The sequence below is a fragment of the Halostella sp. PRR32 genome, from assembly GCF_034808085.1.
Taxonomy (GTDB): Archaea; Halobacteriota; Halobacteria; order Halobacteriales; family Natronoarchaeaceae; genus Halostella; species Halostella pelagica.
On sequence record NZ_JAXHGL010000006.1, the window covers coordinates 29,795 to 53,954 of the forward strand.

The following is a 24,160-nucleotide window of genomic DNA, read 5'->3' on the forward strand; positions in this document are numbered from 1 at the left end:
AGTCGAAACTGCAAAAGACTTCCTAGAAGAGGTGAGACTTTTTACCTAAAATCAGGCGCTAATGCCCCGTCCTCAAGGCTTCACACCGTCGATGGCGAGGCAGTATCTGAAACGGAAACTCGCCGAGCGGGTCGGCGATCAGCAGGAGTCTCCTACTGACTGGAGAATCAACCTTCGAAAGGGCAAGTCTGAACCACTCGTAGTCCGATCTGGCTCCGAAATTCTTCGTGTCCAGAAGAAGGGCACGGGATGGAACTAGACGTTCGGTTCAGACTCGGAACCGAACCTCGATCTCGTCCGGACCTGTGACACTGATACCATCGTTCGTCTCTGTGATCCCGTACTGACTGTCCGCAGTTCGATCTCGAAGTTCGGTGAGGGCCTCTTCATGGGGAACGACCACTTCGAACCAGGACAGCCCTCTGCCGCTGGCTGGACCCGTTCTATGGTTCCACGTGTTCGCCCCGAGATGGTGATGGTAGCCACCAGCGCCGACGAAGCGTGCGGCGGGCACGTCCGTTTGAACCTCAAAGCCGAGGATCTCGACGTAGAACTCGCTGAACGCCTCAAGCGAGGATACTTCGAGGTGAACGTGGCCCACCTCCGTTCCTACAGGCAGCCCCGACTTGCCGGCGGCAGTCGCTTCCAACGGCTCCAAATCCAGGTGATACGTCCCCATTCGAATGCGGCCGTCGTCGCCGCGGGGCCAATCCTCACGCGGGTAATCGCGGTAGATCTCGATCCCGTTTCCCTCCGGGTCGGTCAGGTACAGCGCCTCGCTGACGCCGTGATCGGACGCCCCGCCGAGCTGCCAGTGCTCTCGAATGCGAGCCAGTGCGTCCCCCAGCGACGTCCGCGACGGAACCCGGAACGCATTGTGGAACAGGCCCGCACCTGACCGGTGCCGATTGGGGGCATCCGGGTCGTGCTCCAGAACGAGCAGCGGAGTCCCTTCGACACCGAGCACGGCCGTCGTGTCGTCGCAGCTAAGCACGGTGAGTCCGACGACGTCTCGGTAGAAATCGGTCATCTCCCCGAGGTTCGAGACCGTGAGTGCAGTGCGCCCGATATGGGTCTCCGCCGGCAGAGTCGCTTCATCTGCGTGCATTGTGGTTCGATATGACGTGGTCTGAGCGTCGTTCGGCCGCATCAGACCTCAGTCTCCAACTGCCCACCAGTAACCTGAATCACCTGACCGGTGACGCCCTCGTTTGCCAGCAGATGCAGGACTTCGCCCGTGACCGCGTCGGGTGCGGTCCACTCCGAGAAGTCGGCGTCCGGCATCGCCTCACGGTTCCCGGGAACGTCGATGAGGAACGGCGCGACTGCATTGACCCGAGCATCGAGTTCGACGTCGAGGGATTCGGCCAACGTCCGGACCGCACCCTTGCCGACATCGTATGCGATCGTCCCGCCCACAGGGTCGATAGCCCGGTCAGAGCTGAACAGCACGACACCGCTCTGCCCGTCGAGGTGGTCTGCGAAGGCCTTGACGGTCAGGAAGGCAGTCGTCGCGTGCCGGTTGAGCGCCGCTTCGAACGCGGCTGCGTCCGTATCGTCGATACCACCCATCGAGAACCCGCCGGCCAGGCCGACGATGTGGTCGACCGACCCGTGGTCGTCGGCCACAATTTCGGCGAACGCTTCGACCGCCGCCTGGTCGGTGAGATCAACCTGATGGTACGACACCTGTGCAGCGTACTCAGCACGGTCATCTACGCTGTTACGCGCACCGTCGGTAACGTAGGTACCGACGACATCGGCACCAGTGTCGACGAGGGCATCCGTCACATACGGGCCAATGTTCCCCGTCGCACCGGTCACGAGGACCGTCGAGTTTTGAAGTTCCATTACATTACCTAGTTTGGTAGCAAACCTATATATATCTCAGGCAACAACCATGTGAGTAGGTTATGTCGACCCAACCACCCGAGGGTGATGAAGCGGAGAAATCCGACGTAGAGTTGCGGAACGCAGATGTCTGTAACGTTGTGGGGGCGGTCGAAGAGGTGGGCTCGAAGTGGAAACTCGTCGTACTCAACGACTTACGAGATGGCGAAAAGCGGTTCAACGAACTCAAGCGCTCGACGGGCGCGAGTTCGTACACACTGTCCCGCGTGCTCGATGACCTCAAGGAGGCAGGGTTCGTCGAGAACCGCAAGGAGTTGGAGTCGCCGGTCGCCAGCTATTACACGCTGACCGAGAAGGGCGACGACCTCTGCCCCGTGTTCGATGCACTCGACGAATGGGGAGCCAGCTGGGTTGAATAGCTCGCGACTCGGAGAGCAGTGCAAGCCGTTATCAAAACGGATCGCTGCCGTCGAAATGCTTCGCATTCTGGGAGAACCGCTACTAGTGGGTGCTGCGAGTGCAGTCGGTACGGGAATCACCAGGTGATGACGGCGAGAGATTGATCGGATTTCTCCTCGAACGAGTGGGACAGCTGCCACGCAATTTTGGTACTGATTCGGTGAACAAATTGCTTCGTGGCAGCTGCTGTTTTTCGGGGCAGAAACGGGTGAACTCCGTCATAGGCTCGTGATTTGATGACCCAAGACACAGCTGATACGAGAGTGAGAACCTCTGGATTGTACCGGCGGATGTCCACTTTTGAGGGAACAAACCGGCCAGCTGATCCGTAACGCAGTGACCGTGACGTCGTCTACGTCGGCTATCGACAGCGAGGACGCGCCATCGTGGAGAAACAGCCCGGTCAGGAACAGCTCACTCCGGAGCGGACGACTATCTGGCGCCCCACGGTGGCCGTCGTGGGATGGGAGAAGTTCTCTTTCGAGCATTCGGATATACCGGTGCCGCCCGGTATCTCGATAATTCTGAGCAGATGGTTCGTGAGCGGTACTCACATATCGAGGCCGGCGAACTTGGAGATGTGGCGACAGAGGCACTTGACGAAATCGAACCACGATCCCAGAGCTGAACGACCGAAGTCAGCCCTCAGTTCTTGCTCGTCGGGATCCCTCGTAGAGGGCAGGGAGGCCGAGAGGGAGGGCCAGTATGCCGAACCCGATGAGTGCGTACTTGGTTCTGCGTGTTCGCTGCAGGATCAGAATCGTGGTGACGGCGCCGAGAAGCGCAATCAGGAACGCTGCGTTGCTCCAAATGGTGTCGTAGGTCGAACAGTACAGCCAGCAGACGAACGTGTAGGCCGGGGCGTTCCAGGTCGGTGGATGGAGTTTCGGCCAGAAGAACCGGCAATACGTGGTCCAACCCAGCATCGCGACGGTCGGCAACCCAACGAGCCACAGTGCTGCCCCACGATCTAGGTCGCCGTATCGCTGGTATCCAGCGAGGAAGAGCGCGGGAAAGCAGAATACCCACAGCCAGATACCAATAGTGTAGGTCACCGGCCAGTATTCGATCCGAGGCTGTGCAATCGGCAGCCGTAGTGACTCAGGAAGCGTCGCCCACGGAAAGGAGGGATCGGGAACTGGATTCGTGAGGAACGCGCCCAAACAGAGACCCGTCCCGACGAGAAGTCCGTACAGTCCGAGCGTCGTGTATCGGTCAAGCCATGCTGGAAGTTGCGGACGGGTCAACTGTTGACGGTGATCGGAGAAACCGGGCATAGTTCAACTTTGTCTGGTCGTGATCAGGTGTCTCGTTCGAGTGCTTCGCGGCGCTGTTCGTATTCTTCGTCGGTCAAGTCTCCGCGGGCGTAGGCGAGCCGAAGCTCTTCGAGTGCTTGGTCTGAGTCACTCGCATCCCCAGTAATCCCGCGATAGATGAGGTACCCACCACCGACGAGGGCGGCAAGGAACAGGAGTTGCATCACGATGCCGACGACGAACATCCAGCGAGGCATCGTCCCGTCGCCCCACATGTGACCTCCCCACATCCCGCCCATCATCGGACCGAACCCCATCATCCCGAATCCCATGAAGAACATGGGGAAAATGATGACGGCGCCGATGATAACGAGGAGGAGTGTAACAAGTCGTGTCTCGTCTGAGCTTGTAGGCATATTGTGATCCCTCCGTGAGTGTGGGTCTCAACTAATACTACGCACTAACTATTCAATGCGGTTGTGCTTTTGAGTTGTGTGTTCCGTCCACCGCTATTCTTTTGAATTCCTACTTACCCCGGATCTGACTCGAACTATCTGAAGGAAAACTGCAATAGATGATCCCTTCGAAATGATACCATGGTGGCGACAATGATTGATGGTATCTTCGAAGCTCTACGTATCGGTTTAGGCTTCCTCTGGACGGCAGCCTGGGCGATCATCATGGGGCTTACGATCACGAGTCTCGTCCAGGTCTACGTCTCAAAAGAGCGAATGGCACAGGTGCTGGGCAACGGGGACCTAAGCGGACTCACCAAGGCGACTGCGTTCGGCGCGGCCAGTAGTGGCTGCAGTTTCGGCGCTGTCGCCATCGGAAAAGGGCTGTTCAAGAAGGGAGCGCACGCGGTGAACTTCCTCGCGTTCATGTTCGCGTCGACGAATCTCATCGTCGAACTCGGGTTGATGATTCTAATTCTGCTCGGCTGGGAGTTCCTCGTCGCAGAGTTACTTGGCGGGCTCATTCTCATTGCCGTGATGGCCGTCATCGTTCATCTCACGCTCCCGGAGAATCTCTTCGACGAGGTACGAGAGACGCTCAACGAGCGCGATCACGAGTCGGGCGTCACTGAGGACCCGACCTGCGGGATGGCAGGCAAAGACGAGTACACGCTCACGACCGATGGCGGTGAGACGCTGAAGTTCTGTTCGAAGGGGTGTATGGAGACCTACCGCCAGGAGACAACGAGCCGTGGCGGGTGGCGCGAAGAGCTGCTCTCGTGGGGTGGCTGGTACAAGGTCGGGAACCAGTACCGTAAGGAGTGGTCGATGATCTGGAAAGACGTCATCGCCGGTTTCCTGATCTCGGGGTTCGTCATCGTCTTCGTTCCCCAGTGGGTGTGGAATACCCTGTTCATTCAGGGCGACGGGCTTCTCGTGACTGCCGAGAACGCGATTATGGGCGTCGCCATCGCCGTCCTCAGTTTCGTCGGCAGCATGGGCAACGTCCCGTTCGCCGTTGCGCTCTGGGGCGGCGGCATCAGTTTCGCCGGCGTCATCGCGTTCGTCTACGCCGACCTCATCACGATTCCCGTCCTGAACATCTACCGGAAGTACTACGGCTGGAAGATCATGCTGTACATCCTCGGCGTCTTCTTCGTCACGATGGCGTTCACCGGCTTCCTCATGGAACTGCTGTTTGACGCGCTGGGGATCGTTCCAGATCTGGCGGGTGGCGAGACGGCGACCGAGCAGACGTACTTCGAACTCAATTACACGTTCTACCTCAACATCATCGCCTTCGCGCTTTCGGGCTTTCTCCTGTACGTCTATCGTCGCGGCCTGGGTGCGCCCGGCCAGTACCGTGACCCCGTCTGTGGGATGCGGACTGACGACAGCGAATCAGCGGCGACCCACGACGGCGAGACGTACTACTTCTGCTCACAGACCTGCAAGGAAACCTTCGAAGAGGACCCCGACGAATACGCCACCGGCCACCCGATGGTAATGGAAGGCCATAACCACGACGATTAATTCGAACTCGGATCCAGTCGGCAGGAGGAACTCTGCTGGGCAGGACCGCCTAGCCTCTCCAGTGAGTCCGCTTATTGATGACGCCTTGTCGCTTGGTGCAGCTGTCCAGTGGATGCTGTTCGCGAGTATAGCTTCTCCAAGAGTAGCCCGCGAAAGAACGCTCCGACTCGTCACTCACCCTCCAGCTGGGGCAACCGGGCGTGATGAGCGTTGCCCTCGGCCTACCCAAGCGGGGTCCCGCGCAGTTACTCGGCAGACTCGCGTTCCAGTCAGTCAAATATAACTTCCCCCTCTGATGAGAGAGGGAAGTGTATTTTCGGTGGCCCTTCGGGCTTGAAGTACGAATCTGAATAGACGAGTGGGGAAAATGGTGTACGGTGAGCCCCCGTCGATGGATACTGGTGGGTAGATTTATTGTTACTTCCTTTGAATTCCGACTGAATGTACGACCGAATTCTACTGTCGACCGATGGTACTGTCGCGTCTGAAGAGGCTGAAACGCACGCACTTGAACTCGCCGCCGCCCACGACTCAGTCCTTCACGTGCTCTACGTCGTCGACGAGGACGTCGTGACCGCATACAGCGGCGACGAGTACGTCAACGAAGCCGAAGGCCCTGAACACGGCCTCGAAGAACACGGCGAGGAGACGCTTTCGGAACTCCGACGTCGAGCATCGGAAATGGGTGTCGACGTCGAGACGACGATGCAACATGGCCGCCCCGCTGAGACCATCGTTGACCATGCAGGCGACTGCGACGCGGATATTCTCGTACTCGGTACCAAACGCCGGCCAGACGAGTATCGTGCGCTGCTCGGAAGTGTTACCGACCGCGTCCTCCGATTGACGACTCGTCCGGCAACCGTCGTGAAAACTGAAGTCAGCGAGTAGGGAACGACCGTTAGCTACCGTTCATCGGCAGGTGTGAGCGGGCCACTATCGATCGTTCCAGTCACGTACTGTTTTCCAAGGGCCGTTATCCTATATTTTCCACGTTCGACCTTCGTGACGAATCCGCGCTTCTCTAACGTGCGTAGACGGCGATTCACCTCCCCTCGACTGTACTCAATGTTGTATGCGATAATCGCGGGAGTAAGAACCAACTCTTTCGAGTTGAAGAGCTCTAGGATGGCGTCGTCGATCGGCAACATCCATTCTGCTTGCTCTCTGATCTGGATGGGCTTCTGGAGGAGCACGTCCGCCCAGGCATCACGACGCAGGTCTTTCTCGACGGGATCGTACAGTCCGAGAATGACCGATAGTGCAGCGGCTCCATGCAACCAGTGGACGAAAGACGGGAAGAACAGTTCCACCACTGGTCCGCCGACGAGGAATAGCATCAGCCCTGCCACCGTGAACAGCAGATACTGCTGATACTCAACGACAGTCTGCTTGAAGAACAGAAAGTAACAAACGCCGAGACCGGTAACGAGCCCAATTGCAAGATTATAGTAGGCAAATACGGAACTGTCAATCACTGGGTCTCACCTCTCGGTCACGCTGCTGTCGATTTGTTGGTGAGTCACAATCACGAGCCAGAGGAAGATTGCAATGACTGTATAGAGGGCACTCCGGAGCGTGTCAAGGAGTAGGATGTTTGGTTCGACGAGAAACAAAACGACGTGGTAAATGATCATCGCAGACATCGTCCCAGAGAGAAGCGCAATAACCGTCCCGAACGGGGATTCGCGGAGCACGCGCCAGAATAGGAGAGAAAGAAGCCCCGCTGCAGTTCCGCTCACGAGTGCAAAGAGAGCACTCAACGTGTGGAAAGTCGTGTCGACCATATCTGGAGTACGGGCCTAAGTCCCTTGAGTCCAACTGCAGAAGACGAGATCATCTATCCCTCTTCACTCAAGAGCGCTCCTGAGGATGTCCCTAAGTAGAAATTACTAGATAAATTGGCGTCCTCCGGTTTGTCCTCCTCGGCTTCGCGGCTTAGTATTCTGAATAAAGCTGGCATTATCCCCTACCTCACTAATCTTCAGTTCCGGGTCGGGGAGCGGATAACAAAGTCCGATGGGGTCGGAGTCTATACTGCTATGGCTTTGACCGAGATCCCGCACGTTAGCGAGAATGACCTGATGGCCGAGTGCATTGACTACTGCCTTGCAGCTGCCCAGGCGTGCGAGTGGTGCGCCGACGAGTGTCTCGGCGACTCAGAGATGGAGGAGTGCGCTCGTCTCTGCCGCGACGTCGCTGACATGACGACGTTGCACGCCCGATTCATGGCGCGTAATTCGAACTACAGCCAGCAGCTCGCGACGGCCTGCGCTGACGCGTGCGAGGACTGTGCCGAGGAATGTGAGCGCCACGATGCCGAACACTGCCAGGTCTGTGCTGAGGTCCTCCGCGACTGCGCTGAAACCTGTCGCGAGATGGCTTCCTGAACGAGACCTAGTCGGAAACCTAATCCATATTCTTTGAATGATGTCCCCACTTGTTGGATAACAATAGCCATCGGACTACTTGGAGCCTGGCTCATGGCCGCTCCGTTTATACTGGGGGCGTCGCTGCTCAGCGCCTGGAATGACGTTGTTGTCTGGCGAGACCGCGGCAACCGATCTGGGAGTGCCGGGTGTGTGGCTCGGTTCGCTACGGCCCCAGTCTCGAGTAGCGCCAGTGCTGGCCATCGATTAACCAACGCCCTGCGAGTAGTGTCGAGGTTCGTTGGTTAAGGCCGCGAGCTCCTGCAAACTCGATGCCAGTCTCGATGGGAAGTCTTTCCCCGCCGGCGAGCGGTGAGGCGCTTCCGATGGAGCAAGAGTTCAAACAGGGCTACCGGATGCATCGTGTGCTCAGCAATCCAAAACAAGAACCGGATCTGGTCTGGTAGTTGCCCATCAGTTATTCCTCAAGTCGGTGACGACGCTCTTCGAATTCCTCCTCGGAGATCTCTCCACGAGCGTACCGGGAGCGTAGCGTCGACAGTGCAGTGTCCGTGTCAGATCGCTTAGTAGCCGGTGTACGTCCGTGTACGTAGACTGTATAGCCGACGATGAGCACCACACTCAGTAAGATTAGCGACCAAATGAGGGGCCACCAGCCGAAGCCACTCATCCCACCCATTTCACCCGAGTGACCACCGCCGGACTGTGCGCTGGCAATCCCGGTAAATGCGATCAATAGGACGGAGCCAACAGTACTACGAACGATGGTGGTAGTGAGCTTGGAGGTCATGGAACAGATTGTTCCTGTGTGACTGTCGCTGGAGCGGCCGAGTCACTCGCGTCCTGAAGCGCCTCAAGGAACTCCTCGGCATCGAGGGCAGCCATACTCCCGGTGCCGGCGGACGTGATCGCCTGTCGGTAGCGCGGGTCAGCAACGTCGCCAGCTGCGAACACTCCTTCGACGGCCGTCCGGGCTGTGGGCCGACCAGCGGCGTCGTTTCGCGTGAAGATGTAGCCGTTCTCGTCCCGTTCGACGCCGGTGCCGTCGAGGAACTGCGTGTTCGGGGTGTGGCCGACGGCGTAGAACACGCCCCCAACGTCGACTGTCTCTCGTTCGACGTCGACACCGGACTCGGCTTTCTTTCTGGGATATCCCTCGGGATGGGAGACGAGCGTAGCGCCGGTAACGCCCTTCTCTTGCGAGCCGTGGATTGCTTCGAGTTCCGTGTTCCAGCGGAACTGGACATCCTTGTGGTCGCGAGCACGGTCGGCCATGATCTCCGATGCTCGCAGCTCTTCGCGGCGGTGAACGACCGTCACCGAGTCGGCGAATTTCGCGAGGAACAACGCTTCCTCCATCGCGCTGTCGCCGCCACCAACGACGAGAACGTCGTCGCCGCGGTGGAACGCGCCGTCACAGGTCGCACACGTCGACAGCCCGTGCCCCATCAGTTCGTCCTCGTTTTCGGCGCCGACCCAACGCGCGCTCGCGCCGGTCGCGACGATCAGCGACCGTGTGTAGATCGTGTCCCCGATCGACAGCGACAGCTCGAGGAGTTGGTCGTCCACATCCGCGTCCTCGATGCGGCCGTGTCGGAACTCCGCGCCGAACTGCTCGGCCTGCTCCTTCCCGCGTTGGATCAGATCCATGCCGCCGACGCCGTCGGGGAACCCGAGGTAATTCTCGACATCGGTCGTCAGTGTGAGCTGCCCGCCCGGTTCGTCGCCCTCGAGGACGAGTGGGTCGAGATCGGCACGCGCGGCGTAGACCGCCGCCGAGAGACCGGCGACGCCCGACCCAGCAATGACGAGGTCGTGGATGTCCTCGGTCATTTATTCGGTGTAGGTCTCGATGAGCGTTCGGAGTTGGTCCTCACCCTGGAGACCGACAATTTCCTTGACCTGTTCGCCGCCGGCGAACAGGACGAGGGTAGGAACCCCCCGGACACCGTAGGCGGTGGCGAGTTGCTGGTTGGCATCAACGTCGACTTTCGCCACAGTCGCGTCGGTCTCGGCGGCGAGCGTCTCGACGATCGGTTCGAGCATCTGGCACGGCCCACACCAGTCGGCGTAGAAGTCCGTGAGGACGACGTCGTTCTCTGCAACAATGTCGTCGAGTTGGGACTGACCGTCGACGTGGAGCGGTTCATTCGTGGACGCGGTGCCAGCGTCGGATGCAGTATCAGTTGCCATCAACAGTACGTATGCACCAGCGCTAATTAAGAGTTTTGGGAAAGATATGCAATACTATTCAAGACAGACTGTCTGCCGAAATACCGATCCGAACCCGAGATCGCGCAGAATTCTGCTCCCGAGGGGAGTCTTAGGACCAGAGATAGAGAGAAGTAGAGCGTTAGCTTTCGGCTGCAGGAGCCGCAGTTTCGGTCTGTTCGTACTTGGTTTCGAACTCCTGGATGAGCTGCCCCATCTTCGCGTACCAGTCGTTGAGCAGGCGTTGCATGTCATCGGCGATTTTGGAGGGGTCAGTCGGCGAGTAGACGTGGTAGTAGCCACCCTGGTCGTAGTTGATCTGGTCTTTCTCGATGAACCCGGTCTGCAGCAGCCGTTGGACGGCACGGTAGGCCGTCGAGCGCTCACGGTCGACTGCGTCGGCGATTTCGTCGACGGTCAGCGGTTCTTCGGACTCGACGAGCGCCTGGAAGCACTCCTTATCGAGTTCTTTGAGACCGTGGAAACACTCCAGCAGCCCTTCACACACCATGTCCCGACGGAGCTGTTCAGACATCGAATCTGGCATTGTTATCGAAATTACGTACGTACTGAGCCATTAAAAGACTTTTGCGCAATTCGCACAATTTCGCGGTGAACCAAGAGAGGTAAACAGAAAAAGGTGTAAACAGTTACTCGTCACTCTGGGGATATCCAGGGAGTAAACAACTAAATCAACCCGACCGGCCAGCAGGTTGGCGCAAAAATAGATTAGTCGGTAACCGAGGTTCCCTGATGACGCTTCTGACGAAGCGACGAAATCGTCGTGTACAGTATCGCGAAGGCGACGACGACCGCCGCGCCGATAACCAGTACCAGTCCGAGCAACTCGAGCGTCGGGCTGCCGACGTAGGAGCCGATCTCCCCGATACCCACGGCGACGGCACCGATCAGGAGCATCCCGCCGAAGTAGATCTTGATGCCGTCAGCGTCGACGACGGCGGTCGCAGCAGAGCCGATACGCGCACCGAGTGCGCTCCCGAACAACAGCGGGGCGACGATACCGAGGTTCACGCCGCCGCCCTGTCCGTAGAGGTAACTTCCGAGACCGCCGGAGAAGACGATCTCGAACAGGTCAGTGCCGACGGCGACGGGCACCGGGACCCCGATCGCGTAGATCATCGCCGGCATCCGGATGAAGCCACCACCGACGCCGAGGAAGCCGGACAGAAGACCAGTCGCGAAGGCGACGGCCGTGATAACCCACACGGAGACACGGACGTCGCCGCGGAGAGACACCATCGGTGGTATCCGAACGGTCTGCTGAATGGTTTTGGCGATTTCTGGGATCTCGTACTCGTCGAGGTCCTTGTCAGCAGCCTCGTGATCGATACCACCGCGATTACTCTTCAACGCGTCACGAGTCACCATCGCCCCGACACCGCCGAGTAGGACCACGTAGGCGACGCTGATGATACCGCCAGCGAGTCCTAACGACTCGAGGTAATAGACACTGGCACGGCCGGCCTCAATACCGATTGTCGTCCCAGTAATCATGATGGCGCCGAGCTTGTAGTCGACCTGCCCGAGGTCGTGGTGCTTCAGGGTCGCGATGACGGCCGTCCCGAAGACGAACGCCATTCCGCTCCCCACTGCGACGGGCGCCGGGTAGTCTAGCATCAGCAGTGCAGGGGTGACGAGGAATGACCCGCCCATGCCGAAGAACCCGAACAGGACCCCGACGACAAGGCCGAACCCGACGAACAGTGCCAGCATCTCAGGACTGGTTCCCAAGATCCCGAGGCCGTCAAGAAGACTATCGAGCATTGGCTTCACCTCCGACCAGGAACTTCATCAGATAGGGCCCGAAGAGCCGTTCGAGGCCACCGTAGCCCACGTATAGCACGATCGCTTCCAGTAGTATCGTGCCGATAAGCAAGGCTGTCTCGGGATCCCATGTGGGAATCTCTAATCCTGCCATCGGTTCTCCCTCGGAGTTTCGAACACGGAAATTCGCTGTTTGCACATTTCTGCTCAGTAGCACTTATCCGCCTCGTGCCTATAACGTTTTTGGGACTACTATACAATACTATATTCCGGTAACATCTCTTAGAGTATCGGTAACTTATAAGAAACATATAGACGCTGGCAGCGCACGAGACTGCTCAGCGGAGATGCCGTTGTCGACTAATCCTACAAAGCCGAACAAAACCATATTGTGGACACTCGACAAAAGTGTCGCTATGAGGGCCCTGTGCGCGACCGACCTGTCGGCTGCAAGTGAGGCCGCAATAGAGAACGAAACCTGCCTCGAGTGCTTGGGCCGTATTGGCGTCGATACGATCCACCTCGTGACGGTCGTTCCGGCGAACGTCCACTCCGGAATGCCCGGCGTGAATTTCGAGGAGCAACGTCGACGAGCACTCGACCAGTATCAGACGGTGATCGAGGCCACCGGATTCGACGTCGAGACCCACGTCGTCCGTGGAACCCCCTATCGCCGTATCAACGGCATCGCTGAAACCGTCCACGCTGACCTCGCGGTCGTCAGCTCTCGGGGCCAGAGCCCGCTCGAGAACCGGATCATCGGCTCGACCGCCCGCAACCTCGCGCGGACGACTGTCGTTCCGTTGTTGGTCAACCGCGTCGAGCGGGGGACCGACGACCCCGACGTTCTCCGGGAACACCTCTTTCAGCGTGTTCTCTTCGCGACGGACTTTTCTGAGAACGCCAACCGAGCGTTCGACGCCTTCTCGTACCTCCGTCACGCGACCGAGGAGGCAACACTCGTTCACGTTCGGTCGCCCAAAGACGAGGGCGCCGACGCCGATGGCGGCCCACGGGAGCGACTGGCCGAGCGGGCGAGCACGCTCGAAAACTGGGGTATCGAGACGCGGATCGAGGTCCGGCAAGGCGATCCAGCCAACGAAATCCTCGCCGTCGAAGCAGAGGTAACGCCGTCGACGGTCCTCGTCGGATCGAAAGGGAGAAGCCGTATCCGGCGGCTCCTGTTGGGCAGCGTTTCGGAGGAGATCGTCGCACAGGCGACGGGGAACGTCTTCCTCGTTCCGCCACCCCGGGCAGTCTGAGAGGGACAGCACCAGAGCTGCGATATCGTTGGGCGTCGGGAGCCCCTGCTAGCTCTTAGGTCGCATGGGAGTCCCACGAGACAGGGCTCCCACGGAGCATTCAGTCTTCGAGTTCAGTTGTCGTAGTCATTGGTGCTTGAGCTCAGCAGATTCAGTTGTGGGTTACAGTAGGAGGAACGCGGCTCCGTACGCGAGCGCGAACGAGAGGAGGAACGATCCTGCCCACGCCCCGACTGTCAGGAGAATCTTTCTGGTATCCACAGCTTCCCGACCACCAACGGCGGCACCGCTTCCGATGATGGCGCTGACGACGATCTCGTTGAACGAGACCGGGACGCCGAGCAGGACTGCCAGCTGTGCGATCAGGAACGACGGAACGAGCGCCGAGATGGAGCGCCGCGGCCCGAGCGACGAGTAGTCCTGAGCGAGCGACTTAATCATCCGCGGCGCGCCCGTCCAGGAGCCGACGAGCATTCCGAGTCCGCCGCCGACGAGCACGGCGAGCGTCGACACCATCCCCACCTCGTCGAGCAGTGGGAGCAGCGGCCCGACAGCGAGCCCGACCTGGCTGCCGCCCGCGGAGAACGCCACGAGCGACCCGAGCGCGAACAGCACGCGCCGCAGGCCGCCGCGCTCGTCGCGACTAACGTCCCACCAGACGACGGCCGCGACCGCCAGCGCTGCGAAACCGGTAATCCCAAACGCCGACACGAATCCGTCGGCTGACAGCACTTGCTGTCCGAGGCCGCGGACAGTTCCTGCCGTGTTCCCCTCGCCCAAGAAGCTGAACTGGACGTTCATGAGGACGGCACCGACGAGGCCAGCGAGGACGGGGATGCTGTACCGTTCGGGGACGTCGGGGCGCGGGAGGAGGCTCGCGATGGTGAACGCGATACCACCACCGACGAACGGCGTCAACACCCAGACGGCGGCGATTTGCCGGTACTTCGACCAGACCGGCGTGCCGCCAAGCGCGAGACCGACGCCGATGACGGCACCGGTCACGGTGAACGCGGTCGCTATCGGGTAGCCGGTCGTGATGCCGACCGCCATCAGTCCCGCGCCCAACACGAGCACGAGGATGACGCCGGCGACCGGGAGACTGATACCGCCGATGAGGCCGCTCCCGATGGCTTCGGAGACGTTTCCACCCTGCGTGACGGCGCCAGCGAACCCGAAGATGCCGACGACGAACGCCGCCCGCATCGTCGAGACTGCGTTCGCGCCGACGGCGGGCGCGAACGGCGTGGCGCCGCTGGACCCGGCACCGATGACCCAGGCCATGAAGAGGCTCGCGAGCGCTGCGCCGGCGAAGAGGGAGATGAGAGCGGGGTCCATAGACGTGGGTTAGTCTGTGCCCGTCGCGGCGGTGTCACGTGCCTGACTGCGGCTCCGCCGGTACCCCTGGGCGTACGCGCCGACGAACATCCCCGCGAGCGCCCAGAGGATGGTGACGTTGCCGACACCGAGGCTGGCGTAGGCGGCGCCCGGGCAGATGCCGGACAGCCCCCAGCCGACGCCGAAGACGGCGCCGCCGACCAGGACGTTCCGGTCGAACGGCTTCAGACGGCGTTCGTAGGGGTCGCCCGTGAGGGGGGCGCGGTCGAGGAGTCGCGGCATCACCGCGAAGGCGATGCCTGAGACGATTGCCGCCCCGAACATCACGAACGGGAGCCCGAGGTCCTCGAACTGGAGGAAGTTCAGCACCACTTCCGGTCGCGCCATGTGGCTGAACCCGAGCCCGAACCCGAACACGATGCCGCCGACGAAGATCAGCGGCTTGAACAGCGGGTGGCGGTCGCTCATGGGCTCACCCCCAGCGCGGCGACGACCTGCGCGGTTCCGATTGCGACGGTCAGGAACGTTAGCACGCCGACCAGCGACGTCTTCGACGCCGACCCGACGCCACAGACGCCGTGCCCTGACGTACAGCCCTTTCCGATTCGGGTGCCGATTCCGACCAGGATGCCGCCGACGAACAGCCGCCACGGCTGGACGTCGGTGATCCAGAGCGTCACGCCGCCGATCTCGTACAGCTGGCCGGTCGTTCCGGGCTGGTACAGCGGGCTCGTGACCAGACCGGACTGGAACGTCGCCGCGAACGCCAGCCCGCCCAAGATGATGCCGGCTGTGAACACGAGCCGCCAGTCGCGCGAGCCGACGTACTGCTGGAAGCGAGATTGGTCCGAGACGTACGACAGCGTCGACTCCAGGAACGTACTCGCCCCGGCTGGGATTCCCGTCCCGATGTAGATCAGGACGGTCCCGAGGCCGACGAGCAGCCCGCCAACGGCGTACCGACTGATCCCGTTGGGGAACAGGTCGGCAGCCCCTTGGAGCAGTACTGGGTCAGTGACCATCGCCGTCGTTAGTCACCCGCGAGGGAGTCCTGGCTGGCTGCGCAGTTGTTCGGCCCGAGTTCCAGCGTGAACGCCTCCTCGTCGCCGACGGCGTTCTGGCCGAGGTTCGTCGCGATGATGTCCTCGTAGTTGGCCGGCCGCGGTGGCATGTCCGAGAGGATCAGGTCGACGAACTCGTCCTCGTCCATCGTGAGCGCGTCCATCTCCGCGACGAGTTCGCCGATGGGTGCGGTGTAGGTGCCGTCGTCGGCCGGCTCCGCAGCGTCGCTGAAGTGAGCGCCACCGACGAGCGTGTCGTCGGGCAGCGTCAGCACGCGCTCTTGCAGGGACTCGTAGAGCATGCTGGCTGCCTCGGGCGCGCCCTCGTCGCCTTCCTCGAGGTCGGGGCGGGCGACGCTCTCGACGAACAGCCCGTCGCCGGTCGCGAGCAGGCTGTCGTCGACGAGGTACGAGGTCATCCCGGTCGTGTGCCCCGGCGTGTAGACTGCTTCGATGGTGGCGTCACCGACCTGGAAGGTGTCGCCGTCCGCGGCCGTGGTCAGTTCGTCAGCGTAGGTGACACCGCGGTCGACAGCGGCCTCAGGGATGATCCCCTCGACGTCCTCGTCGTCGAGGTCGCGGACGCCAGAGATGTGGTCGGCGTGGATGTGCGTGTCGAGAGCGTACTTCAGGCCGACGCCGAGGTCGTCAGCGTCGTCGAGGTACCGGTCGGTAAACGCCCGCAGCGGGTCGATGATCGCCGCCTCGCCATCATCGTACAGCAGGTAACCGAGACAGCCCGAGGAGGGCCGCTGGTACTGCAGCAGCGTGCCGGCGCCGTCGTAGCGCTCGACCTCGACGGCCTCGTAGATGCTGGCCCAGCCGTTCATGCCGTCCTCGAGATGGTTCACGTCGTAGCCATGCTCGGCGAGCGTGCCAGCGACGAACTCGCTGGCGCCGCCCTTCGCACACAGGACGGTCACTTCGCGGTCGTCGGGGACCTTGGCGAGGACGGCCTCGTCGATGTCGTCCTCAAGGAACTCGAAGTACGGGACGTTGATCGACGTGACGTTCTTGCCGTCGATGTGCCACTCCTCGTAGTCCGATTGCATACGCGCGTCGAGGAGCATGACGTCCTCGCCGGCGTCGATTCGGTCTTTCAGCGTTTCCGGGTCGACGGATTCCACGTCGACGTCCGGAGTCGGGAAGTCGTCGGCGTTCATGTTGTGCAGTCGCTTCTACCGGGTAGACGCACAAAAGCATTTGCATAGTAGTTCCTTCTACGAACAATACTATTATGAGTGCCTCTGCACCGTAACGGAATTACACCGCCTGAATAGGCCCTAAATGCAGTTCAACGCTTGAATTAGGACTCATAGTAGTTGGTAGTATCCACAAGGATCGACAACCTTTTACTCGGGTAGGGGGTATTGTGCGGTAGCTCCAATACAGACTCACGGAGCAGATAACCAATGAGTGCTGAATTCGACATCACGGAGACGCTCGACGTGAAAGGCGCATCGTGTCCCATGCCAGTTGTGAAGACGAAGTCCGCCATCGACGACCTCGCGGAAGATGAGATCCTCGAAGTGCTGGCGACCGACCCCGGAAGCATGAGTGACATCGACGGCTGGGCGTCCGGCACCGAGGGCGTCGAACTTGTCGACCAAGAGGAAGGCGACGACGTGTACAAACACTACGTCCGCAAGACGGAGTAACGATGAGCACGGACACACCCGACGCGCCGGCCGACGACGCGCCCTCGCGTGCGGAACTGGCCGCGCGCGTCGACGAACTCGAGGACGCGCTCGCCGAGGCCACCGACGACGATGGCCCCAAGAAGATGAGCATCATCGCGACGAAAGGCACGCTCGACATGGCGTACCCGCCGCTCATCCTCGCCAGCACCGCGGCCGCATTCGGCTACGACGTGACCGTCTTCCACACCTTCTGGGGACTGGACATCCTCCACGAGGAGCGCTCGAAGAGCCTCAAGCTCAGCTCCATCGGTAACCCCAACATGCCCGTGCCGAACGCCGTCGCCGCGCTCCCGGGCATGGACCGCGTGACGACGAAGATGATGGAGCGAAAAATCGCGGACAACGACACCGCGACCATCGAGGAACTGCTGGAGACGAGCCTGGACATGGGCGTGGAGTTCCAGGCGTGCCAGATGACCATCGACCTGATGGACTACGACGAGGACGACTTCTATGACGGTGTCACCACGGGCGTCGGCGCGGCGACCGCCCTCCAAGACATGGCCGATGCCGACATCCAGCTCCTCGTCTAAACTCCAATGAACAAATTCGAGAACCCGATTCCCCAGATTGTCAATGCCGTCGCGGAGGAGGAGGGCGTCGAGCCGGTCACACTCGATCCGCCGCTAGCCGAGGTCGTCGATCCGGATGCAGTAGAAAGGGTGGTCGAGGATTCGACGGCGTCTGACCTCGAAGTTCGATTCGCGTATCGTGGTCACGACGTCGTCGTCGACGACAGCGGTCGCGTACAGGTCGACTGAAGCAGACAAAATTTCTCTCCGATAGCGCTATCCCGCCGACGGCCACGCCAGCAGCTCCGTCCGATTTCTACGAGTAGACTCTGAGAGACAATCGTAGCGAGAGAAGCGGAGAACGGTGGTCGCGTCAGGTCCACTCCGGTTCCAGAGCATCCAGCAGCCGTTCAACCTCCTCACGGGTGTTGACCGCGTGGACCGACGCGCGGACGGCGTTCGGTTTCGGCAGAGCGCGAACGACGATTCCCTCTGACGCGAGTCGGTCGACCGTCGCTTCGGGGTCGTCTACGTCGATCGTCACGAGTCCCGACTCGGGATCTTCGGGGCTGAGAAGCCGCTCCTCGGGGATACCGTCGGTCAGCTGGCCGGCCAATTCCTGACTCCGGTCGGCGATACGCTTGACGCCGACCTCGTCGATCACCTCCATGGCCTCGGCCAGGGCGACGTGTGGAGCCGGGTTTGCTGATCCGACCTCGAAGCGCCGGGCGCCGGCTGCGAACTCGTAGGGATCTGCAGTCGGCATTTCGACGCTTCGGTACCCAACTGTGGTGGGCTGGAGGGAGTCAACGGCCTGGCCGTCGACGTAGAGGAAGCCGCCGCCCCACAGCCCCAGCAGCCACTTGTGTCCGGCCGCCGCGACGGCGTCCGCATCCCACTCACCAACGTCCATCGGGAGCAGTCCCGGTACCTGCACAGCGTCGACGAGCGCGAACGCGCCAGCCTCGTGAGCGATGTCAACGAGGTCGGCGACGGGCAACTGGGTGCCGTGGGTCCACGTCACTGCACTGAAACACGCCACCTGTGCGTCATCGACGGCCTCGGCGAAGGCATCGAGATCGACGCGGCCGTCCTCAGTCTCGACGACACGAACTTCGACGCCCTCCTGTTCCAAACGTTGCCACGGAAGCGTTCCTGCTGGATGCTCGAGGTCGGTTCGAACGACGACGTCACCGGGCTCCCAGTCGATCGCGGTCGCGATGGCGTTGATGCCCGCCGTCGTGCTCTCCGTGAGCGCGATCTCGTCGGCTTCCGCACCAACAAAGGTGGCGACGCGCTCCCGCACGCGGTCATAGGTGTCGAACGCCACCTCGTAGGGGTCGTTTCGCGTGCTCGTCTCGAACTCGTGTGATCGTACGAACTCGTCGGCCGCCTCGACGACGTACTGCGGACTCGGCCCGTGAGCGCCGAAATTCAGGTAGACGTCCTCGTGCAGGGCGGGCGTGTCGGCGCGAAGGTCTCTCGAGTTCATCTCGTTCTCGGTGAGTTAGTCACTATACTCTGCGATCAGGTCGCGGAGTGTCTGTTCGTTCTGTCCGCCGCGGAGCTGTTTCACCGGTTGCCCGTCGACGAATAGGACGAACGTGGGCGTGCTCTGGGCACCGAATTCGATCGCCGTTTCGAGATTCGATTCGATGTCGATCGTCAGGATCGTCGCGTCAGTGTCTTCTGCGAGTGCTTCGAGAACCGGCTTCATTCGTTTGCAGGTGCCACACCACTCCGTGTAGAACTCCACGAGCGCGACGCTGCTGTCTTCGACGACTGTTTCAATGTCGTCATCGCCGAGCGAAACCACGCCATCCGTCTTTGTTGTCTGTGTTGTCATTACCAGACACTACGCTTTGAATGTTTAATAGTCTTGGGCCCACTGCACAATATAAATGAGGCGATCATTTTTCCGTCGGCCCAAGTGAGGAGAGAGCGAATCGGAGGCCGCTAGCAAGCGTTATTCGCCGGCGATATGCTCACGACCGATCGCACCGGCAAGCGCCAGCAGGTAGCCCGGCCCGTCCTTGACATCTTGATCACGTAATCCGCGAAGCAGGCCGACGGTCCCGACCTGTTCGGGTGATGTCCGCTCCGCTTCACCGATACTCTCCAGCAGCGTCTCGATGCCATCACGGGTGTCGTCGTCGGACGCCGTCTGCGCGACCTCACCGAGTGCGGTACCGGTGCCGACCAGCGACGTGACCATTTCGTCGTCGAGCGCGCTCTCGCCAAGCGAGAGCACATCCAGTAGCCCGTTGAAGGCGTCGAGGTGCTGTCGAACTCGGCGACTGTCTCGGAGTTTCGTTCAATCGCCGCCTCCAACTCGAACGGCTCAGGGTTCTGCGGTTCAGACATGGTCAGAGCAATCCTCGTGCAGTCAGCCAGTAGGACTCGTTGTACGCCAGTTTCGACCAGTGGAGTTTCTCCGAAGGCGGCGCGGGCGACGGGGGATTCTCGTAGTCGAACTCGACCAACGACGCCGTATCTATTTCCGTTTCGATGAAGCACAGCGTCTTCCCGTCGTAGGTCGCCGTCGCCGGACGGCCGCGAATCTCGCTGGCGAGGCGCTGTCCGACGATGCCGGCCTAGTAATGGGCGACACTGCCCGCATTGGGGACGCCGATGTCGGTGGTGTCGTCAGGCTCGATGTCAGTCAGAGAGAGCTCACAGGCGGCAGTTGAAACGCCCCAAGAATAATAGTATTATGTGTAAATTGCAATATTCTGAAAACCTGTGGATCGAGGATGGGCGACCAAGGAGTGATATTGAAATCGTAGAGTAGGGCGTTTACCGCTCGGATATTAGCGCGTAGTGGTACGGCGGCAACTCGACCTGCCGGTCGAGCGTGAACGGTGCGGCTGGAAGTACGGCATCTTCAGTTTCTCTCGGCGTCATCCGAAGTTCCGTCGGGGGTCCCCGAGGTTCAGTCCCGACAGTCGTCGTTTCACGCGGGCGATCATGCCAGTTGACGATGACCAGGCTTCCGCCAGGTTCGATCACCCGGAACGCTTGCTCGACCAACCCCGACTGGTCGTCGACGCCGTGGAACGTGTTTGCCACGACGAGCGTGCTGACTGAGTCGGGGAGAACGCCAGTCAGGTTCCGGGCGTCACCGAGAATCGGAACCACGTTCTCGATGTCTTGCTGTTCGGCTAAGTCGTCGAGTTCATCGAGCAGTGACGCATCCAAGTCGATAGCGTAAACGGGCTCAGGGTCGACAATTCGAGCGGCTGGAAGCGCAAAGTAGCCGCTTCCACAGCCGACTTCGGCGACCGACTCGGCGGACTCGACGCCGAGTTCCCGGAGTGTCGCGCCGGGTGTCGGCCAGAGTTTGCTCCACCAGTCCCAGTCGGGCTGGCCGGTATTCTGGAAGCGTTCCATCTCTAGCGGGACCCAGACGTGTCCACTCCCAGCAGGCGGTACAGGAGACAGACTCGAACGAACCCAGTCCCGGCGAGAACGAGACCCAGCAGCGTCAGCACTGTGCCGACCACCGTCCCAACTCCAAGCAGCCCCGCGAGTGAGGCCACTCCGACAGCAGCCAAACCCAGCCCGATACCGATCCGGATTCGTCTGTCTGCCGCACCAATATTGTTCTTCATACCCACAGGTACACTATACTAATGCCTAAGTCTTTCCCAACGGCTTCCTCTCACCGCCCAAGCAGTCTGGCACAAGCGCCAGTCTGGAGGCGTTACTAACCGAACTGGAACTGCCACTGTCCTGGTAGCTGAGCATAAACGACGGCGTTGTCGACGAGTACGTCTACCGGAACGTACTCATCCGGCGCGTGGACGGTGTCGGTTCCTAGCGCGAACTCGACGGTCGGGATGTCCGCATTCCGGAGTTTCTTGGCGTCACCACCACCCGTAGCGCTCCGCCTGAAGACGCGATCACCCGTGGCCTCCTCCGCGGTCGACGCGACGGCTTCGACGAGGGGGCTGGCGGGTGCTTCGGCGGTACCGACGCTCCAGGAGACGTCGGCTATCGTGATACCTTCGCAGTCGGCGACGCACTCCCGAATCTTCGCGAGCACATCGGGCGTGTGGACACCTGCGGTCAGTCGTACGTCAATTTCGGCGTGCGCAGACTGCGGGACGGTGTTTATCGCGTCCCCGCCCTCGAGGACGCCGAGATTGATCGATGGGTACCAGAACAGTTCTCGAGCGGCGGCCTCACCCATAGAGGGGGCGTAGTATTCGACTGACTCCTCGACGATCGGTGCCACGTCGGCGTTGATCTCGAGTCGCTGGGTGCCAAACCGTTCGCGCATAGTCCCAATGGCGTCGTAGAGCCGGTCGATGGCGTTGACGCCGAGTACCGGCCGGGAGCCGTGGGCCCCCTCACCGCTGGCTTCGAGCGTCAACCAGATGCTGCCCCGGTCCGCGATTGTGACGGAGTGGCGGCCTTCCTCGCAGGTCGGCTCGCCAATCACGCATGCGTCAGCGTCGAGCTTTCCAGCGTCCAGTAACGCTGGCAAGCCAGCGTCACCACCCACTTCCTCGTCGCTCACGAACGCGAATTGGAGGTCGACTGGTGGATCAGTGTCGGTGGCAGCGAAAGCCTGAATTGCGAACAGCATCGACGCCACGGCACCTTTCATGTCGGTTGCACCGCGTCCGTAGACGTGTTCATCGACGCGCTTGCCAAGTGGATCGTGGGACCAGGCATCTGCGTCGAAGGGGACCGTATCAAGGTGGCCATTGTATAGCAGTGTGTGGTCAGACTCGCCCGGGATTCGAACGAGCAGATTCGGCTTTGCTGGATCGACTGCAAAACGCTCGACGTCGACCGGAAGCGGGTCAAGGAATTGCTCGATCTCGGAGACGATCTCACGCGTGTCGCCGGGCGGGTTCGACGTATCAATCGCGAGGAGATCGAGGGTGAGCGTGACCAACTCCTCGCGGTGGGCTCGCACGTACTCTGGGGGAGTCAAGTTGCTCATTCACTCTCTACCTCTCCTCCGAGGACTTTCGCCGCCGTGAGTATCGGGTCCCAGACGGGACTGAACGGCGGTGCGTACGCCAGATCGGCGTTCCGAAGCTCGGTCACCGTCATACCGGCCGTGAGCGCCGTGGCGACCGTGTCGATACGCTTTGCGCCTTCCCGGCCGACGACGCTCCCGCCCAGCAGCCGGCCGGACTCCCGGTCGGCCAGCAGCGTGACGGTAAGTTCCGAACCACCGGGGTAGTAGTGGGCCCGCGTCGGTGCCGATATCGTGACCAGGACCGGGTCGAAGCCGGCGTCCCGCGCCCGCTGCTCGTCGACGATTCCGGTTCGAGCGGCACCCAGGTCGAACGCCTTGACGATGGCCGTTCCGGCGATCTCGCCGACCGGCTCCGGCTCGCCGACGACAGTCTGGCCGATTGCGCGGCCGGCGCGGTTGGCGGTCAGCGCCAGCGGCACGTGGTCCGGCTCGCCGGTTACGACGTGGCGTGCCTCCGCGCAGTCGCCCGCGGCGTAGATGTTCTCGTAGTTCGTCCGACCGTACTCGTCGGTCGCGATGGCTCCGGTCTTGCCCAGTTCGATGCCGGCATCCTCCGCCAAGTCGGTGTTCGGTTCGACACCGACGCCGATGATGGCGACGTCGGCGGGATGGGACTCGTCGTCGAGCGTGACGCGCTCGACCCGGTCGGCACCCTCGAAGCCTGACACGGCGGTGTCGAGGTGTAGTTCAACTCCCTGCTCGCGGAGGTGGTCCTCGACGACCTCGGCCACCGCGTCACCGAACAGTTGGAGGACGTGTGGCAGCATCTCGTAGAGGTGGACGTCGACGCCGCGCGTGGACAGAGCTTCGGCCATCTCGATGCCGACGTACCCGCCGCCGACGATGGCTGCGGAGTCCGGCGAGTGTTCGGTGATGTAGTTCTCAATGGCGTCGGCCTCGTCCATGTCGTGGATCGTGAACACGCCGTCGAGGCCGAGCCCGTCGAACGGCGGTTCGATGGCGGTCGCACCCGTCGCGACGAGGAGGTGGTCGTAGGGCTGGTCGAGCGTCTCGCCGTCCCCCTCGACGGTGATGGTTTCGCCCTCGGGGTCGATGCCGACGACCTCGTGGCCGGTTCGGAGGTCGATGTCGCGCTCCTCGCGGAACTCCTCGGGCGTCACGGCGACGAGAGCCTCCAGGTCCTCGACCTCGCCTTTGACGTGGTAAGGCATCCCGCAGGCAGCGTAGGACACCCACTCGCCCTTCTCGAAGACGACGACGTCCAGCTCCGGGTCTTCGCGCTTGGCCTTACTTGCGGCGCTCATCCCCGCGGCGTCACCACCGACGACCACGAACGTGTCGCTCATATCTCGGAGTTGATCCGGTAGCGTCAAAAGTATTTTGTGGGATT

The 24,160-nt window shown here is 61.1% G+C and carries 30 protein-coding genes and 3 pseudogenes; 9 read left to right on the forward strand and 24 right to left on the reverse strand.

Annotation, left to right across the window (positions count from 1 at the left end; translation table 11 throughout):
* Positions 1 to 268 precede the first annotated feature (268 nt).
* Complete coding sequence (locus tag SM753_RS16975; RefSeq protein WP_323192528.1) at positions 269 to 1,108, reverse strand: VOC family protein; 840 nt, start codon at positions 1,106 to 1,108, stop codon at positions 269 to 271.
* 41 nt (positions 1,109 to 1,149) lie between these two features.
* Positions 1,150 to 1,851, reverse strand: a complete 702-nt coding sequence (locus tag SM753_RS16980; protein WP_323192529.1) for an SDR family NAD(P)-dependent oxidoreductase — start codon at positions 1,849 to 1,851, stop codon at positions 1,150 to 1,152.
* A 62-nt stretch (positions 1,852 to 1,913) separates the two neighbouring features.
* Between SM753_RS16980 and SM753_RS16985 the strand changes: the two genes are divergently transcribed.
* Together SM753_RS16985 and SM753_RS16990 are read left to right on the forward strand one after the other, a co-directional pair.
* On the forward strand, positions 1,914 to 2,270 hold the full coding sequence (locus SM753_RS16985) for a helix-turn-helix domain-containing protein (RefSeq protein WP_323192530.1): 357 nt from the start codon (positions 1,914 to 1,916) through the stop codon (positions 2,268 to 2,270).
* Positions 2,271 to 2,740: 470 nt separating this feature from the next.
* A pseudogene (locus SM753_RS16990) lies at positions 2,741 to 2,938 on the forward strand (site-specific integrase); the annotation flags it as partial.
* Between the two features lie 10 nt (positions 2,939 to 2,948).
* Here the strand turns inward: SM753_RS16990 and SM753_RS16995 are convergent.
* Complete coding sequence (locus SM753_RS16995) at positions 2,949 to 3,587, reverse strand: hypothetical protein (RefSeq protein WP_369335371.1); 639 nt, start codon at positions 3,585 to 3,587, stop codon at positions 2,949 to 2,951.
* Between the two features lie 23 nt (positions 3,588 to 3,610).
* Positions 3,611 to 3,982: an SHOCT domain-containing protein gene (locus SM753_RS17000; RefSeq protein ID WP_323192532.1), complete on the reverse strand. Its 372-nt coding sequence runs from the start codon at positions 3,980 to 3,982 to the stop codon at positions 3,611 to 3,613.
* A gap of 180 nt (positions 3,983 to 4,162) precedes the next feature.
* On the opposite strand from SM753_RS17000, the gene SM753_RS17005 reads away from it, so the two are divergent.
* Positions 4,163 to 5,554: a permease gene (locus SM753_RS17005; RefSeq protein WP_323192533.1), complete on the forward strand. Its 1,392-nt coding sequence runs from the start codon at positions 4,163 to 4,165 to the stop codon at positions 5,552 to 5,554.
* Positions 5,555 to 5,995: 441 nt separating this feature from the next.
* On the forward strand, positions 5,996 to 6,445 hold the full coding sequence (locus SM753_RS17010; protein ID WP_323192534.1) for a universal stress protein: 450 nt from the start codon (positions 5,996 to 5,998) through the stop codon (positions 6,443 to 6,445).
* Positions 6,446 to 6,459: 14 nt separating this feature from the next.
* Here the strand turns inward: SM753_RS17010 and SM753_RS17015 are convergent, their stop codons facing one another.
* Together SM753_RS17015 and SM753_RS17020 are read right to left on the reverse strand one after the other, a co-directional pair.
* The gene (locus SM753_RS17015) at positions 6,460 to 7,032 is read right to left on the reverse strand and encodes a helix-turn-helix domain-containing protein (protein ID WP_323192535.1); all 573 of its coding nucleotides are present in this window, start codon (positions 7,030 to 7,032) and stop codon (positions 6,460 to 6,462) included.
* Positions 7,033 to 7,038: 6 nt separating this feature from the next.
* Positions 7,039 to 7,341, reverse strand: a complete 303-nt coding sequence (locus SM753_RS17020; RefSeq protein WP_323192536.1) for a hypothetical protein — start codon at positions 7,339 to 7,341, stop codon at positions 7,039 to 7,041.
* A 255-nt stretch (positions 7,342 to 7,596) separates the two neighbouring features.
* Here SM753_RS17020 and SM753_RS17025 point away from each other — a divergent pair, with 255 nt between their 5' ends.
* On the forward strand, positions 7,597 to 7,944 hold the full coding sequence (locus tag SM753_RS17025; protein ID WP_323192537.1) for a four-helix bundle copper-binding protein: 348 nt from the start codon (positions 7,597 to 7,599) through the stop codon (positions 7,942 to 7,944).
* Between the two features lie 457 nt (positions 7,945 to 8,401).
* On the opposite strand, the gene SM753_RS17030 is transcribed toward SM753_RS17025, so the two are convergent.
* The 6 genes from SM753_RS17030 to SM753_RS17055 all read right to left on the reverse strand — a co-directional run bounded on the left by SM753_RS17030 (position 8,402) and on the right by SM753_RS17055 (position 12,094).
* Positions 8,402 to 8,734: an SHOCT domain-containing protein gene (locus SM753_RS17030; RefSeq protein WP_323192538.1), complete on the reverse strand. Its 333-nt coding sequence runs from the start codon at positions 8,732 to 8,734 to the stop codon at positions 8,402 to 8,404.
* Positions 8,731 to 9,777, reverse strand: coding sequence for an FAD-dependent oxidoreductase (locus SM753_RS17035; protein ID WP_323192539.1), 1,047 nt, complete (start codon positions 9,775 to 9,777; stop codon positions 8,731 to 8,733). Before SM753_RS17035 ends, SM753_RS17030 begins: the two co-directional genes overlap by 4 nt.
* Positions 9,778 to 10,137 (reverse strand): thioredoxin, encoded by a 360-nt coding sequence (gene trxA / locus SM753_RS17040; RefSeq protein WP_323192540.1) that lies wholly within the window; start codon positions 10,135 to 10,137, stop codon positions 9,778 to 9,780.
* Between the two features lie 160 nt (positions 10,138 to 10,297).
* Positions 10,298 to 10,702: a helix-turn-helix domain-containing protein gene (locus tag SM753_RS17045; protein ID WP_135536817.1), complete on the reverse strand. Its 405-nt coding sequence runs from the start codon at positions 10,700 to 10,702 to the stop codon at positions 10,298 to 10,300.
* 182 nt (positions 10,703 to 10,884) lie between these two features.
* Positions 10,885 to 11,940: a sulfite exporter TauE/SafE family protein gene (locus SM753_RS17050; protein ID WP_323192541.1), complete on the reverse strand. Its 1,056-nt coding sequence runs from the start codon at positions 11,938 to 11,940 to the stop codon at positions 10,885 to 10,887.
* Positions 11,930 to 12,094 (reverse strand): hypothetical protein, encoded by a 165-nt coding sequence (locus SM753_RS17055; RefSeq protein WP_168193036.1) that lies wholly within the window; start codon positions 12,092 to 12,094, stop codon positions 11,930 to 11,932. Before SM753_RS17055 ends, SM753_RS17050 begins: the two co-directional genes overlap by 11 nt.
* Before the next feature lie 262 nt (positions 12,095 to 12,356).
* Here SM753_RS17055 and SM753_RS17060 point away from each other — a divergent pair, with 262 nt between their 5' ends.
* Complete coding sequence (locus tag SM753_RS17060; protein ID WP_323192542.1) at positions 12,357 to 13,202, forward strand: universal stress protein; 846 nt, start codon at positions 12,357 to 12,359, stop codon at positions 13,200 to 13,202.
* A gap of 162 nt (positions 13,203 to 13,364) precedes the next feature.
* Here the strand turns inward: SM753_RS17060 and SM753_RS17065 are convergent, their stop codons facing one another.
* Genes SM753_RS17065 through SM753_RS17080 form a run of 4 tightly spaced genes read right to left on the reverse strand, consistent with a single transcriptional unit; the run spans position 13,365 to position 16,764 of the window.
* Complete coding sequence (locus SM753_RS17065; protein WP_323192543.1) at positions 13,365 to 14,540, reverse strand: inorganic phosphate transporter; 1,176 nt, start codon at positions 14,538 to 14,540, stop codon at positions 13,365 to 13,367.
* Between the two features lie 9 nt (positions 14,541 to 14,549).
* Positions 14,550 to 15,008 (reverse strand): YeeE/YedE family protein, encoded by a 459-nt coding sequence (locus tag SM753_RS17070; RefSeq protein WP_323192544.1) that lies wholly within the window; start codon positions 15,006 to 15,008, stop codon positions 14,550 to 14,552.
* Positions 15,005 to 15,562: a YeeE/YedE family protein gene (locus tag SM753_RS17075; RefSeq protein ID WP_323192545.1), complete on the reverse strand. Its 558-nt coding sequence runs from the start codon at positions 15,560 to 15,562 to the stop codon at positions 15,005 to 15,007. The genes SM753_RS17070 and SM753_RS17075 overlap by 4 nt, the downstream gene beginning before the upstream one ends.
* Before the next feature lie 8 nt (positions 15,563 to 15,570).
* Entirely contained in the window at positions 15,571 to 16,764 is a 1,194-nt protein-coding gene (locus SM753_RS17080) for an MBL fold metallo-hydrolase (RefSeq protein ID WP_323192546.1), read from the reverse strand.
* 249 nt (positions 16,765 to 17,013) lie between these two features.
* Here SM753_RS17080 and SM753_RS17085 point away from each other — a divergent pair, with 249 nt between their 5' ends.
* Genes SM753_RS17085 through SM753_RS17095 form a run of 3 tightly spaced genes read left to right on the forward strand, consistent with a single transcriptional unit; the run spans position 17,014 to position 18,062 of the window.
* Positions 17,014 to 17,259 carry a sulfurtransferase TusA family protein gene (locus SM753_RS17085; protein ID WP_323192547.1) on the forward strand — a complete coding sequence of 82 codons (246 nt, stop codon included), beginning with the start codon at positions 17,014 to 17,016 and terminating at the stop codon, positions 17,257 to 17,259.
* Between the two features lie 2 nt (positions 17,260 to 17,261).
* Complete coding sequence (locus tag SM753_RS17090; RefSeq protein WP_323192548.1) at positions 17,262 to 17,834, forward strand: DsrE/DsrF/DrsH-like family protein; 573 nt, start codon at positions 17,262 to 17,264, stop codon at positions 17,832 to 17,834.
* A gap of 6 nt (positions 17,835 to 17,840) precedes the next feature.
* The gene (locus SM753_RS17095) at positions 17,841 to 18,062 is read left to right on the forward strand and encodes a HalOD1 output domain-containing protein (protein WP_323192549.1); all 222 of its coding nucleotides are present in this window, start codon (positions 17,841 to 17,843) and stop codon (positions 18,060 to 18,062) included.
* A gap of 124 nt (positions 18,063 to 18,186) precedes the next feature.
* Here SM753_RS17095 and SM753_RS17100 read toward each other — a convergent pair whose 3' ends face one another.
* From SM753_RS17100 to SM753_RS17135, 8 genes and pseudogenes are all read right to left on the reverse strand, one after another.
* On the reverse strand, positions 18,187 to 19,305 hold the full coding sequence (locus tag SM753_RS17100; protein ID WP_323192550.1) for an aminotransferase class V-fold PLP-dependent enzyme: 1,119 nt from the start codon (positions 19,303 to 19,305) through the stop codon (positions 18,187 to 18,189).
* A gap of 15 nt (positions 19,306 to 19,320) precedes the next feature.
* On the reverse strand, positions 19,321 to 19,659 hold the full coding sequence (locus SM753_RS17105) for a thioredoxin family protein (protein WP_323192551.1): 339 nt from the start codon (positions 19,657 to 19,659) through the stop codon (positions 19,321 to 19,323).
* 120 nt (positions 19,660 to 19,779) lie between these two features.
* Positions 19,780 to 20,177 (reverse strand): annotated as a pseudogene (locus tag SM753_RS17110) (DUF1641 domain-containing protein).
* A gap of 2 nt (positions 20,178 to 20,179) precedes the next feature.
* Positions 20,180 to 20,458 (reverse strand): annotated as a pseudogene (locus tag SM753_RS17115) (NAD(P)/FAD-dependent oxidoreductase); the annotation flags it as partial.
* A gap of 151 nt (positions 20,459 to 20,609) precedes the next feature.
* Positions 20,610 to 21,203 (reverse strand): class I SAM-dependent methyltransferase, encoded by a 594-nt coding sequence (locus SM753_RS17120; RefSeq protein WP_323192553.1) that lies wholly within the window; start codon positions 21,201 to 21,203, stop codon positions 20,610 to 20,612.
* Between the two features lie 2 nt (positions 21,204 to 21,205).
* Positions 21,206 to 21,430: a DUF2892 domain-containing protein gene (locus SM753_RS17125; protein WP_135536829.1), complete on the reverse strand. Its 225-nt coding sequence runs from the start codon at positions 21,428 to 21,430 to the stop codon at positions 21,206 to 21,208.
* Between the two features lie 89 nt (positions 21,431 to 21,519).
* Complete coding sequence (locus SM753_RS17130) at positions 21,520 to 22,767, reverse strand: M20/M25/M40 family metallo-hydrolase (RefSeq protein WP_323192554.1); 1,248 nt, start codon at positions 22,765 to 22,767, stop codon at positions 21,520 to 21,522.
* Positions 22,764 to 24,116, reverse strand: a complete 1,353-nt coding sequence (locus SM753_RS17135) for an FAD-dependent oxidoreductase (RefSeq protein ID WP_323192555.1) — start codon at positions 24,114 to 24,116, stop codon at positions 22,764 to 22,766. The genes SM753_RS17130 and SM753_RS17135 overlap by 4 nt, the downstream gene beginning before the upstream one ends.
* Positions 24,117 to 24,160: the final 44 nt, after the last annotated feature.